Below are 12,305 nucleotides of genomic sequence, written 5' to 3' on the forward strand. Positions count from 1 at the left end.
TGGCCCCACCCAAGGTGCAAGTCCTGACCGCCGTCCGCGGTGGTCATGGCGAACCTCTCAGGTTCCGATGACAGATGGGGAGGAACGACCTCGCTTCCCCCGTTGCCCCTGGGAGACCGACCGATGAGCAGTACCGAACCCCGTCGCACCGCGCTCGATGCCCTGCACCGGTCGCTCGGCGCGACGATGACCGACTTCGCCGGCTGGGACATGCCCCTGCGCTACGGCTCCGAGCGCGACGAGCACAACGCCGTGCGCACGAAGGCCGGCCTGTTCGACCTCTCGCACATGGGCGAGATCGCGGTGACCGGACCGCAGGCCGCCGCCCTGCTCGACCACGCCCTGGTGGGCAACATCGGCGGGGTCAAGCCCGGCCGCGCCCGCTACACGATGATCTGCCGCGAGGACGGCGGCATCCTGGACGACCTGATCGTCTACCGGCTCGGTGAGACCGAGTACATGGTCGTGGCCAACGCCTCCAACGCCCAGGTGGTGCTGGACGCGCTGACCGAGCGGGCCGCCGGCTTCGACGCCGAGGTGCGCGACGACCGCGACGCCTACGCGCTGCTCGCCGTGCAGGGCCCCGAGTCCCCGGCCATCCTCGCCGGCCTCACCGACGCCGACCTGGACGGCCTGAAGTACTACGCCGGTCTGCCGGGCGCCGTGGCCGGCGTCCCCGCACTCATCGCCCGCACCGGCTACACCGGCGAGGACGGCTTCGAGCTGTTCGTGAAGCCGGAGCACGCCGTCGAGCTGTGGCAGGCGCTGACCAAGGCGGGCGAGGGCCACGGCCTGGTCCCCTGCGGCCTGTCCTGCCGTGACACGCTCCGTCTGGAGGCGGGCATGCCGCTGTACGGCAACGAGCTGAGCACCGCGCTCACGCCGTTCGACGCCGGTCTGGGCCGGGTGGTGAAGTTCGAGAAGGAGGGCGACTTCGTGGGCCGCGCCGCCCTCACCGAGGCCGCCGGGCGTGCCGAGCAGAACCCGCCCCGCGTCCTGGTCGGCCTGGTCGCCCGGGGCCGCCGGGTGCCGCGCGCCGGGTACCCGGTGGTGGCCGGCGGCGAGGTGATCGGCGAGGTCACCTCCGGTGCGCCCTCCCCCACCCTGGGCAAGCCGATCGCCATGGCCTACGTCGACGCGCGGCACGCCGCGCCGGGCACCGAGGGTGTCGGCGTGGACATCCGCGGCAGCCACGAGCCGTACGACGTCGTGGCGCTGCCGTTCTACAAGCGGCAGAAGTGACACCGTCGTAGCCGACCCCCGGGCAGTCCCGCGCGTGGGGACCGGGCACCTCGTCCCCGCCCCGCCGCGCTCCGCGCTGTCCCCCGTCATCAGCAGTCTTCCGCGTACAGGAGAATTCAGGCCATGAGCAACCCCCAGCAGCTGCGTTACAGCAAGGAGCACGAGTGGCTGTCGGCCGCCGAGGACGGCGTGTCGACCATCGGGATCACGGAGCACGCGGCCAACGCGCTCGGCGACGTGGTCTACGTCCAGCTCCCCGAGGTGGGTGACACGGTGAGCGCGGGCGAGACCTGCGGCGAGCTGGAGTCCACCAAGTCGGTCAGCGACCTGTACTCCCCCGTCTCCGGCGAGGTCACCGAGGTCAACGAGGACGTGGTGAACGACCCGTCGCTGGTGAACTCGGCCCCCTTCGAGGGCGGCTGGCTGTTCAAGGTGCGGGTCACCGACGAGCCGGCCGACCTGCTGTCCGCCGCCGAGTACGACGCGTTCATCGCGGGCTGAGGAGTCGTAGCCGCATGTCGCTTCTGAACACGCCCCTGCACGAGCTCGACCCGGCGGTGGCCGCCGCGGTCGACGCCGAGCTGCACCGGCAGCAGTCCACCCTCGAGATGATCGCCTCGGAGAACTTCGCCCCGGTCGCGGTCATGGAGGCCCAGGGCTCGGTCCTGACCAACAAGTACGCCGAGGGCTACCCCGGCCGCCGCTACTACGGCGGCTGCGAGCACGTCGACGTGATCGAGCAGATCGCCATCGACCGGGTCAAGGAGCTCTTCGGCGCCGAGCACGCCAACGTCCAGCCGCACTCGGGCGCCCAGGCCAACGCGGCGGCGATGTTCGCGCTGCTCAAGCCGGGCGACACGATCATGGGTCTGAACCTCGCGCACGGCGGGCACCTGACCCACGGCATGAAGATCAACTTCTCCGGCAAGCTCTACAACGTGGTCGCGTACCACGTGGACGACACCGGCGTCGTGGACATGGCCGAGGTCGAGCGTCTCGCCAAGGAGAACAAGCCGAAGCTGATCGTCGCCGGCTGGTCGGCGTACCCGCGTCAGCTGGACTTCGCCGCGTTCCGCCGGATCGCGGACGAGGTCGGCGCGTACCTCATGGTCGACATGGCGCACTTCGCCGGTCTGGTCGCCGCGGGCCTGCACCCGAACCCGGTCCCGCACGCCCACGTCGTGACGACCACCACGCACAAGACCCTCGGCGGTCCGCGCGGCGGTGTGATCCTCTCCACGGCCGAGCTGGCCAAGAAGGTCAACTCCGCGGTGTTCCCGGGCCAGCAGGGCGGTCCGCTGGAGCACGTGGTCGCCGCCAAGGCGGTCGCCTTCAAGGTGTGCGCCTCGGAGGAGTTCAAGGAGCGCCAGCGCCGCACCCTGGAGGGCGCCCGCATCCTGGCCGAACGTCTCGTCCGGGACGACGTGAAGGCCGTGGGCGTGGACGTGCTGTCCGGCGGCACGGACGTGCACCTGGTCCTGGTGGACCTGCGGAACTCGGAGCTGGACGGCCAGCAGGCCGAGGACCGGCTGCACGAGGTCGGCATCACCGTCAACCGGAACGCGATCCCGAACGACCCGCGTCCGCCGATGGTCACCTCGGGTCTGCGGATCGGCACGCCCGCCCTGGCCACCCGCGGCTTCACGGCCGACGACTTCGCCGAGGTCGCGGACGTGATCGCCGAGGCGCTGAAGCCGTCGTACGACGCCGAGGCGCTCCGGGGCCGGGTCGCGGCGCTGACCGCGAAGCACCCGCTGTACCCCGGTCTGCGGTAATTTCGTCCGCCTTTTTGTACGGACATCCGGGGCATCGCGCACACTGGGTCGGTGGGCGCGGTGCCCCGCACCATGCAGCGCATCAACGATTCACCGCCCCCGATCCACTGAACCGCCCTTCCCCCGGTGGACAGCGTCGTCCGCCGAACCCTGAGGAGTCCTCCCGTGGCCATCTCGGTCTTCGACCTGTTCTCGGTCGGCATCGGCCCGTCCAGCTCGCACACGGTCGGCCCGATGCGGGCGGCCCGGATGTTCGCGCGGCGGCTGCGCAACGAGGACGTGCTGGACTCCGTCACCTCGGTGCGCGCCGAGCTGTACGGCTCCCTGGGCGCCACCGGGCACGGCCACGGCACACCGAAGGCGGTGCTCCTCGGCCTGGAGGGCGACTCGCCCCGCACGGTGGACGTGGAGTCGGCCGACGAGCGGGTGGAGAAGATCAAGGACGGCGGCCGGATCCGGCTGCTCGGCGAGCACGAGATCGGCTTCTCCTACGACGACGACCTGGTGCTGCACCGCCGCAAGGCCCTGCCCTACCACGCCAACGGCATGGCGCTGTGGGCGTACGACGCCTCCGGCGCCGAGCTGCTGGCCAAGACCTACTACTCGGTGGGCGGCGGCTTCGTCGTCGACGAGGACGCGGTGGGCGCGGACCGCATCGTGCTGGACGACACCGTCCTGAAGTACCCCTTCCGCACCGGTGACGAGCTGCTGCGCCTCACGAAGGAGACCGGGCTGTCGATCTCCGCGCTGATGCTGGAGAACGAGCGTGCCTGGCGGACCGAGGAGGAGATCCGCGAAGGGCTGCTGGAGATCTGGCGCGTGATGCGGGCCTGCGTGGAGCGGGGCATGTCCCGCGAGGGCATCCTGCCGGGCGGCCTGAAGGTCCGCCGCCGGGCCGCCACCACCGCCCGCAAGCTGCGCTCCGAGGGCGACCCGCAGGCGCTCGCGATGGAGTGGATCACCCTCTACGCGATGGCGGTGAACGAGGAGAACGCAGCCGGCGGCCGGGTCGTCACGGCGCCGACCAACGGCGCGGCCGGCATCATCCCGGCGGTCCTGCACTACTACATGAACTTCGTGCCCGGCGCCGACGAGGAGGGCGTGGTCCGCTTCCTGCTCGCGGCCGGCGCCATCGGCATGCTCTTCAAGGAGAACGCCTCCATCTCCGGCGCCGAGGTCGGCTGCCAGGGCGAGGTGGGCTCCGCCTGCTCGATGGCGGCGGGCGCCCTCGCGGAGGTACTCGGCGGCTCCCCGGAGCAGGTGGAGAACGCGGCCGAGATCGGCATGGAGCACAACCTCGGGCTGACCTGCGACCCGGTCGGCGGGCTCGTCCAGATCCCCTGCATCGAGCGCAACGGCATGGCCGCGGTCAAGGCCGTCACCGCGGCCCGGATGGCGATGCGCGGCGACGGCTCGCACAAGGTGTCCCTCGACAAGGTCATCAAGACCATGAAGGAGACCGGCGCGGACATGTCGGTGAAGTACAAGGAGACGGCGCGGGGCGGGCTCGCGGTCAACATCATCGAGTGCTGAGGGCCGTCGCCGGACGGGCGGGACGGCCCGCGGTCACCGTTGGGCCCCTTACACGCCCGCGCCGGCGCCCCGCCGCAGGGCGCGGCCGATCCGGCGGACCGCCGTGCGAGGGTTCAGACCGTTCTCGACCCGCAGCAGGAAGCTGACCGGGGAGGCGGCGAGCACTTCGTCACGTCGGCTGCGGGCTCCCCCGAGGATGCCCACGGCCGTCGCGCCGACGCCGGCCACGATGCCCGCCGCACTGCCCGCCACGGTCCCGCCGACCGTGCCGATCAGCCCGCTCAGCAGGGCCGCCGAGGTGGGGGTGTCGAACGTGGTGCTGACGGAGGTGGTGACCGTCTGGAGACCGACGCCGTTCATGGCCTTGCGCAGACTCACCAGCGCCACCTCGAACTCCCTGTGCACCGCCTGCCGCACGTACGTGTCCAGGGCCTGCGCACTGCGGATGCCGGCCAGCGCGTCGCGGAGGTCCGCCGCCGTCCGGTCGACGGCGTCCGTGTAGGCGAGGAACTCCGGCTCGTGCTTCTTGCGCAGTGCCACGATCTTCTCCACCGGCACCCCGTCGAGCCCCGCGGGAAGCACACACCGCACGGACAGCACCCCGATCCGTGCGGTGAGGTCACCGGTTCCGACCGGGGCCGGAGCACCCTCCAGGAGGACCGCCGCCATCCGCCCGGTGTCCCAGGGATCGGCCGCGGTATGGGCGGCTTCCTGGTCGGTGACGGGGAGGAAGGCGGTGTCGGCCGCGAGTTCGGCCGTCAGCGCGCATTTGTACACCCAGGCGAGCGCCGGGTCCATGCCCAGCCAGACACCGGGCTCACCATGGCTGAAGCTGCTGCGCACGCGCCTCCCCGCCAGGCCGCTGTCGGACAGCGCCTGCCTGAGCGCCGGTGTCATCTCCCCCGGGTACAGGCCCGCCAGCGGTCGCCCCCAGGGCGGGCCGGAGCGATGCCCATGACTGCCGGCGGGCGTCAGGGCGCCGGGCGGCGCGGGTTCGGCGTCCACCACGTCCTGCCGGACGGTCACTCCGAAACGGTTCCGCAATTCCTCGCCGTGCTCGTCCACGAGCCGCAGCAGATACCCGGACGCCGCCTCGACGGCGAGGGCGGGGTCGATGTCCTGAACGAAGCCGAGTTCGTCCCGCAGGACACGGACGTGCTCGGGGTCCGCCACGCGGAACCCGTCGGGCACCACACGGGCCATCTCCGGCAGGTAGAGCGCGGCGGCCTTGATCCACGCCGCGTCCCGGAAGTGGACGTACGGGTAGTACAGTCCGGTGCGCTGCACCAGCACGCTCCTTCGCGGATGTCGCCGTGCCCCGGGGGGCGCCGCCCTGTTGTTCCTCAACTACGTGCAGCACCAGCTTAGTTGCCGCACCCGGATGGGGCTCCGCACACCCGGCGCCCAGCATCCCCAGCGGTGGGGGCGGGTGTCGGCCGGGGGTGGTACTCCGACCGGGGGTGGTGTGCGAGGGACGCGCGATCCGGAGACGGTGGTTCCGAAGATCCGGCCACCTCGCTCTCCCACGGGTCACCGGTGCCGGAACGGGGAATGATGCGTTCGACTCCCCGTCCCCCACCAGCACCTTCAGGGAGCCCCCATGCTGCACGGCATCGACGTCAGTTCCTACCAGTCGGAGACGTACGACACGGACGGCCTCTCCTTCGTCTTCATCAAGGCGACGGAGGGTCGTTCGTACGTGAATCCGAAATTGAGCGCCCAGACCAAGAGAGGGCGGGACGCCGGTCTGGTGGTCGGGTTCTACCACTTCCTCTGGCCGGGGAATCTCACCGAACAGGCCGAGCACTTCGTCAGCGAGGCGCCCGAGAAACAGGGCGACATCCTGGCCGTCGACTGGGAGAGGACGGGAAGCGGCACCCGGGCGAGCAACGCGGAGAAGGACCGCTTCATCCGAAAGGTGAAGGAACTGCGGCCCCACAACAAGGTGGTCCTCTACTGCAACCGCGATTTCTGGCTGAACGTCGACACCACGTCCTACGCCGGTGACGGCCTCTGGATCGCCGACTACGTCACCGCCGGGAAACCCCGCATCAAGGCGGACTGGCGTTTCCACCAGTACACCGACGACCCGCTGGACAAGAATGTCGCGGACTTCTCCAGCGGGTCGGCGCTGCGGGAATGGGCCGGGGCCTGACGCCCAGAGCCCGCGCCTGGGCCTGGACCTGGGCCCGTGGGCCGTGAGTCCTAGCCGCGGAAGTCCGCCGGGCGCTCCGGGGGCGCCTCGGCGAGGGCCCGGGTGACCGCGTCGACGCCGCCGCGCAGGCCGTAGACGGGGGTGCCGGGCTGCTGGCGCCAGGAGTCGTCGAGGCCGCCCGCGTCGACGGTGTCGAAGCCGAGTTCCTCGATCAGGTCCCGGACCGTGCGCTTGGCGGCCTCGTCGTCCCCGGCGACGGGGAGCGCCATGCGGTCGGGGTCGCCGGCCGGGCGGTGGCGGTCCAGCAGGTCCTGGGCGAACGTGCCGTTGAACGCCTTGATCACGGGGTGGCCGATCTGGCGCTCGGTCCAGCGGCTCTCGGTGAGGCCCTCGTCCTCGATGCCGGCGATCCGGCCGTCGCGCTGCTGCGGGTAGTAGTTGCCGGTGTCGATGACGACCACGCCCGGCGCGGCCTCGTCGAACAGCCCGGACGGCAGGTCGGGCACGGCCTTCAGAGGCACCGTGACCACGGCGATCTCGGCGCCGCGGGCGGCCTCCTCGACCCGTACCGGGGTCGCCCCGGTCTCCTCGGCCAGTGCCTTCAGGGTGTGCGGGCCGCGGGAGTTGGCGACGGACACGTCGTGGCCGAGAGCCGTGAGCCGCCGTGTGAGGTTTCCGCCGATGTTGCCCGCGCCGATGATGCCGATCTTCATGTCCGCTCGCCTCGCCCTTCCGGGGGTCGATGTCCGGCTGGATTTCCGTGAGAAATCCCCATGATCGGTTCCAACGGCACGGACGGGCGGACCATTCCGCCGCTGTTCGCCCGTCCGGCCCCACGGCATTTCCGGCGCCGGTCTCCCGGCGCCGGAGATTTCGCGGCCCTACTTGTTCAGGTGCGCCCAGAACTCGTCGAAGGACAGCAGCTTGTCGCCGTCGAGGTCCCGCGACTTGATCAGGGCCTCGGCGACCGCTTCGGTGACGTTCCAGTCGCCGCCCTGGGCCAGCGCGGTCTTGAACTCGGCAGCGGTGATGTAGCCGTCCCCGTTCGTGTCGATCCGTTCGAACTGCTTGCGTGCTTCCTCGATGTCCGCCACCGATCCGCCCCTTTGCTGGTACTGGTTCTGACGCGGCCAAGATTATCCGGCCCGCGGGACCCGCCGAGCGGCGGCCACCCACCGTGGCCCCCTGCGCCCGGCGGGGATTCAGCGGTCGGAGACCCGCATCTCGAACCAGGTGGTCTTGCCGTGGGAGAGGAGGTCGACGCCCCAGCGGTCGGCGAGTTTGTCGACGAGGAAGAGGCCGCGGCCGCTGATGTCCATCTCCTGCACCGGCATGAGACAGGGCAGTGCCCTGGACGGGTCACGGACCTCGACGCGGATCCAGCCGCGCCGGTGGCGCATGCGCAGACCGAAGGCGCGGGCACCGGTGTGGCGGACGGCGTTGCCGACGAGTTCCGAGACCAGCAGGACGGCGTCCTCGGTGATCTTCGCGGTCAGGCCCCAGCGGCGCAGGACGACGATCTGCACCAGGCGGCGGGCGGTGGCGGCGGACTCGGGAAGGGACGGGAGCGGAACTTCACCCTCCGCAGGGTCGCCGTACAACTCCAGTGCCCGCACGGCACGTTCGTCCTCGACCGTCGGCGACCAGCGCGACGCGATGGCGCGCCCGTCTCCCCGCGGCTGTTCCATGCCCTCCAGCCCCGCCATGACCCCATCATGGCGGGGCCCGGAGCCACCCGGGGCCGTTCCAGGGGAATACGCCCCCCGTGCGCCCCCGCCCGACCGTGGGCCGACGACATATGCCAAAGGCATTTCGGCGGTTCCGACGGCCTGCTCGACCTGCGACAACGGCTCACGCTCGGGCAATCGACGGGCTCCCTCGACGGATACGGCTTAAGGGCGCGTTAAGGCTCCCATAATGCGTTCCGCCGAGGGGCCCGGATCAGACATGCCGTCAATTGCAAGGTGTGTACGGGGATTTCAACAGCTCGTCACAGGAACTTCGCCTTGCCCGGGCCTTCCTCCACGAAGCTGCGCATGCCGCGCTCGCGGTCCTCCGTGGCGAACAGGCCCGCGAACCAGTTGCGTTCGACCGCGAGGCCGGTGTCGATGTCCGTCTCCAGCCCGGTGTCGACCGCCTCCTTGGCAGCTCGCAGCGCGATCGCCGGCCCCTGGGCCAGCTTCGCGGCCCAGGCGTGCGCCTGGGTGTAGACCTCGTCTGCGGGGACCACACGGTCCACCAGACCGAGGGCCAGCGCCTCGTCGGCCCGGACCTGCCGGCCCGTGAAGATCAGGTCCTTTGCCTTGGACGGGCCGATCAGCCGGGACAGCCGCTGGGTGCCGCCGGCGCCCGGGATCAGGCCGAGCAGGATCTCCGGCTGACCGAGCTTGGCGTTCTCCCCGGCGATCCGGTGGTCGGCGCAGAGGGCGAGCTCGCAGCCCCCGCCGAGCGCGTAGCCGGTGACGGCGGCGACGACCGGCTTGGGGATACGGGCCACGGCGGTGAAGGAGTCCTGCAGGCCGCGGGCGCGCAGGACCATCGCCGCGTGGTCCATGGCCTGCATCTCCTTGATGTCCGCGCCCGCCGCGAACACCTTCTCGCCGCCGTAGATCACCACGGCGCGCACGTCCTCGCGGCGCGTGGCCTCCTCGGCGAGCTCCTTCAGACGGTCCTGCGTGGCGACGTCCAGCGCGTTCATGGGCGGGCGGTCCAGGCGCAGCGTGCCGACGCCCTCGGCGACTTCGAGATGTACGGTCATGCCAGCAGGTTAACGGTGACTAACGGTCCCTGTGCCGGTGCGGTGGCTCACACCCCGGCCGTGTGCCGGTGCGGTGGCTCACATCCCGGACACGACAACGGCCCCGGTGCCGGACCGGGGCCGTGCGTCAGAGGGTAGGCGTCAGGCCTTCCACTTGTCCCAGGACATGTTCCAGCCGTTGAGGCCGTTGTCCGGGGCGATGACCGCGTCGTTGCTGTTCTTGACCTCGACCACGTCGCCGATCAGCGAGTTCTCGAAGAACCAGGCCGCCGGCGCCTTCTTGTCCCAGCCGCCGCGCACGTCGCGCAGCCCCACGCAACCGTGGCTCTCGTTGCTGTTGCCGAAGGCGTCGCCGCCCCAGTAGTTGCCGTGGATGAAGGTGCCGGAGGTGGACAGGCGCATCGCGTGCGGCACGTCCTTGATGTCGTACTCGCCGCCGTAGCCGACCGTGTCGCCGTTCATCCGGGTGACCGTCAGCTTCTCGCTGATGACCATCTTGCCGTTCCAGGTCTCGTAGCCCGGAGCGCCGGTGGTGACCGGGATCTTCTTGAGCAGCTTGCCGTCCCGCATCACCTTCATGGTGAGCTTCTTGGCGTCCACCACGGAGACCTGGCTGCGGCCGATGGTGAAGGAGACGGTCTTGGCCTGCTTGCCGTAGACGCCGTCGCGGCCCTCGACACCGTCGAGGTTGAGGTCGACGGTGACCTTGGTGCCGGCCTTCCAGTACGTCTCGGGGCGGAAGTCGAGGCGGTCGTTGCCGAACCAGTGGCCCTCGACCTCGACGGCCGGCACGGTGGTGATGCGGATGGCCTTCTCGACGTCCTCGGGGTGGGTGATGCCCCGGGTGAAGCGGAGCGAGAACGGCATCCCGACGCCGACCGTGGAGCCGTCCTCGGGGGTGAAGTGGCCGATGAAGGTGTTCTCCGGCGTCAGCGTGGTGAAGCGGGAGTCCTCGGCGGTGGTGCGGCCCTCGGCGTCCTTGGCGACCGCGTGCACCGTGTAGGTGGTGGAGGCGGCCAGGTGGGTGGACGGCGTCCAGCTGGCGCCGTCCCCGGATATCGCCCCGTCGACCGCCTTGCCGTCCGGGTTCTTGACGACGACCTCGGTGAGCTTGCCCTTGGCGGCCGTCACCTTCAAGGCGCCGCTGGTCGCGACCGACTTGGCGCCGTTCTCCGGCGCGATGGTGACCGCCGCCTCGGACTGCGCGCTCCGCGCCGCCGTGGAGTCCTTGCCCTTGCCCTTGCCGTCGCCCCCGTCGGAGCCCGGCTCCGATCCCCCGCCGCCGCAGGCGGTGACCGCCAGCATCACCCCGAGTGCCAGCGCCGCGAGCTTCCTGCCCCCGCGCCGCGCGCCCACCGACGCCCCCGATATCGGCCCCACGTTCACTTGTTTCTCCCCTCGGCGGGTCTGGCCGGACCCGGCCCCCCAGCGCGCCCCTCGCGCACACGGCGAATGGTAACCACAGGCCAGGAGCGTGCGAGGCGGCGGTTCTGTCACCGTTCCGTTCCAAGTTCAACGGTCCGCCGGAGGGGTGCGGTCAGCGCCGGTTCACCGCGCCGCCCGCCTTCCATTCCTTCCAGTCCATGTTCCAGCCGCCGAGGCCGTTGTCCGGTGCCACCGTCCGGTCCTTGCTGTTGACGACCTCGACGACGTCACCGACGAGACTGCGGTCGAAGAACCAGCCCGCCGGGGTGTCCGCGCCGCCGCCCTTCACGTCGCGCAGGCCCACGCACCCGTGGCTGACGTTGCCGCTGCCGAACACCTCCGGCGCGGCCCAGTAGTTGCCGTGCAGGAAGGTGCCGGAGCTGGTCAGCCGGACGGCGTGCGGGACGTCGGGGATGTCGTACTCGCCGCCGAAGCCGACCGTGCGGCTGTTCATCCGGGTGACCTCGAGCATCTCGGTGATCACCATCTTGCCGTTGTACGTGGGCGTCCTGGCCGCGCCCGCCGTGATCGGCACGGTGGCCAGCAGTTCCCCGTCCCGCCGTACCCGCATGGTGTGCGCGGCGGCGTCGACCACGGACACCTGGCTGCGGCCGACGGTGAAGGTGAAGGTGCGGTGCTGGAGGCCGTAGACGCCGGGCGCGCCCTCGACGTCGCGCAGGTTCAGGTCGACGGTGACCTTGGTGCCGGGCTTCCAGTAGTCCTCGGGGCGGAAGTCGAGGCGGGTGGAGCCGAACCAGTGGGGCCGGATCTCGACGGCGGGGCGGGCGGTGACCCGGATCGCGCGTTCCACGGCGGCCCGGCGGGTGATCTTCCGGTTGAACTCCAGGGAGACGATCATGCCGGTGCCGACGGTGGAGCGGTCCTCGGGGGCGACGTAGCCGATGAAGCGTTCCGCCGGGACGTGGGTGGTGAAGGTGGTGTGCCGGGCGGAACGGCGTCCCGCGCCGTCCACGGCGACCGCGTCGACCGTGTACTTGGCGGCGAGCGCCAGCCGTTCCTCGTCGGGCGTCCAGGTCCGCCCGTCGCCGCCTACGCGGCCCGGGACCGGTGACTCGCGCGCGTCCTGCGAGACCATCACCTTCACCGACTCCAGCCGGCCCTCCGCCACCCGGACCCTCAGCCGTCCGTCGGGGCGGACGTCGGTGCTGCCGTCGCGCGGCGCCACCTGGATGGTCTCCCCGCGCCCCGGCGGCCCGTACGCCCCGGTGACGGGGCCCTCCGAGCTGCATCCGGCGGTTGCGGTCAGCAGTCCTGCCCATGCCACTACGACGGCCAGCGCGGCCCTCGCGCGCCGTGCGCGCCCTTGTACGTGCATCACGCGGTACCCAACGACGGGCGTCGCCTCCGGGAAACGACCATGCCGCCCCTCGGGGAAACGTGAGTGCGAGGCACGCTG

At 71.1% G+C, this 12,305-nt stretch carries 12 protein-coding genes; 5 read left to right on the forward strand and 7 right to left on the reverse strand.

The genetic code is table 11. From position 1 onward, the window contains the following. The first annotated feature begins 123 nt into the window (after positions 1-123). The 4 genes from gcvT to ACIF8S_RS30665 all read left to right on the forward strand — a co-directional run bounded on the left by gcvT (position 124) and on the right by ACIF8S_RS30665 (position 4,550). On the forward strand, positions 124-1,242 hold the full coding sequence (gene gcvT / locus ACIF8S_RS30650) for a glycine cleavage system aminomethyltransferase GcvT (RefSeq protein ID WP_400003483.1): 1,119 nt from the start codon (positions 124-126) through the stop codon (positions 1,240-1,242). Positions 1,243-1,365: 123 nt separating this feature from the next. Then, a complete protein-coding gene (gene gcvH / locus ACIF8S_RS30655) occupies positions 1,366-1,743 on the forward strand; it encodes a glycine cleavage system protein GcvH (protein ID WP_349791038.1) in 378 nt (125 codons plus the stop codon). 14 nt (positions 1,744-1,757) lie between these two features. Next, entirely contained in the window at positions 1,758-3,017 is a 1,260-nt protein-coding gene (gene glyA / locus ACIF8S_RS30660; protein ID WP_400003484.1) for a serine hydroxymethyltransferase, read from the forward strand. Between the two features lie 165 nt (positions 3,018-3,182). Next, on the forward strand, positions 3,183-4,550 hold the full coding sequence (locus ACIF8S_RS30665; protein ID WP_400003486.1) for an L-serine ammonia-lyase: 1,368 nt from the start codon (positions 3,183-3,185) through the stop codon (positions 4,548-4,550). A 48-nt stretch (positions 4,551-4,598) separates the two neighbouring features. Here the strand turns inward: ACIF8S_RS30665 and ACIF8S_RS30670 are convergent, their stop codons facing one another. Next, complete coding sequence (locus ACIF8S_RS30670) at positions 4,599-5,837, reverse strand: DUF6236 family protein (RefSeq protein WP_400003487.1); 1,239 nt, start codon at positions 5,835-5,837, stop codon at positions 4,599-4,601. Between the two features lie 313 nt (positions 5,838-6,150). Between ACIF8S_RS30670 and ACIF8S_RS30675 the strand changes: the two genes are divergently transcribed. Further along, a complete protein-coding gene (locus ACIF8S_RS30675) occupies positions 6,151-6,705 on the forward strand; it encodes a glycoside hydrolase family 25 protein (RefSeq protein ID WP_400003489.1) in 555 nt (184 codons plus the stop codon). A 50-nt stretch (positions 6,706-6,755) separates the two neighbouring features. Here the strand turns inward: ACIF8S_RS30675 and ACIF8S_RS30680 are convergent, their stop codons facing one another. The 6 genes from ACIF8S_RS30680 to ACIF8S_RS30705 form a co-directional block, all read right to left on the reverse strand. Continuing rightward, positions 6,756-7,547, reverse strand: a complete 792-nt coding sequence (locus ACIF8S_RS30680; protein WP_400003491.1) for an NADPH-dependent F420 reductase — start codon at positions 7,545-7,547, stop codon at positions 6,756-6,758. A 39-nt stretch (positions 7,548-7,586) separates the two neighbouring features. Next, positions 7,587-7,799 carry an EF-hand domain-containing protein gene (locus ACIF8S_RS30685; protein ID WP_349791043.1) on the reverse strand — a complete coding sequence of 71 codons (213 nt, stop codon included), beginning with the start codon at positions 7,797-7,799 and terminating at the stop codon, positions 7,587-7,589. 108 nt (positions 7,800-7,907) lie between these two features. After that, positions 7,908-8,411: an ATP-binding protein gene (locus tag ACIF8S_RS30690; protein ID WP_400003493.1), complete on the reverse strand. Its 504-nt coding sequence runs from the start codon at positions 8,409-8,411 to the stop codon at positions 7,908-7,910. 284 nt (positions 8,412-8,695) lie between these two features. Beyond that, positions 8,696-9,463, reverse strand: a complete 768-nt coding sequence (locus ACIF8S_RS30695; RefSeq protein ID WP_400003495.1) for an enoyl-CoA hydratase/isomerase family protein — start codon at positions 9,461-9,463, stop codon at positions 8,696-8,698. Between the two features lie 141 nt (positions 9,464-9,604). Beyond that, positions 9,605-10,849 (reverse strand): Ig-like domain-containing protein, encoded by a 1,245-nt coding sequence (locus ACIF8S_RS30700; RefSeq protein ID WP_400003497.1) that lies wholly within the window; start codon positions 10,847-10,849, stop codon positions 9,605-9,607. Positions 10,850-11,000: 151 nt separating this feature from the next. Further along, entirely contained in the window at positions 11,001-12,227 is a 1,227-nt protein-coding gene (locus tag ACIF8S_RS30705) for an Ig-like domain-containing protein (protein WP_400003498.1), read from the reverse strand. Positions 12,228-12,305: the final 78 nt, after the last annotated feature.

The sequence above is a fragment of the Streptomyces sp. NPDC085937 genome (genome assembly GCF_044540535.1).
Classification (GTDB): Bacteria; Actinomycetota; Actinomycetes; order Streptomycetales; family Streptomycetaceae; genus Streptomyces.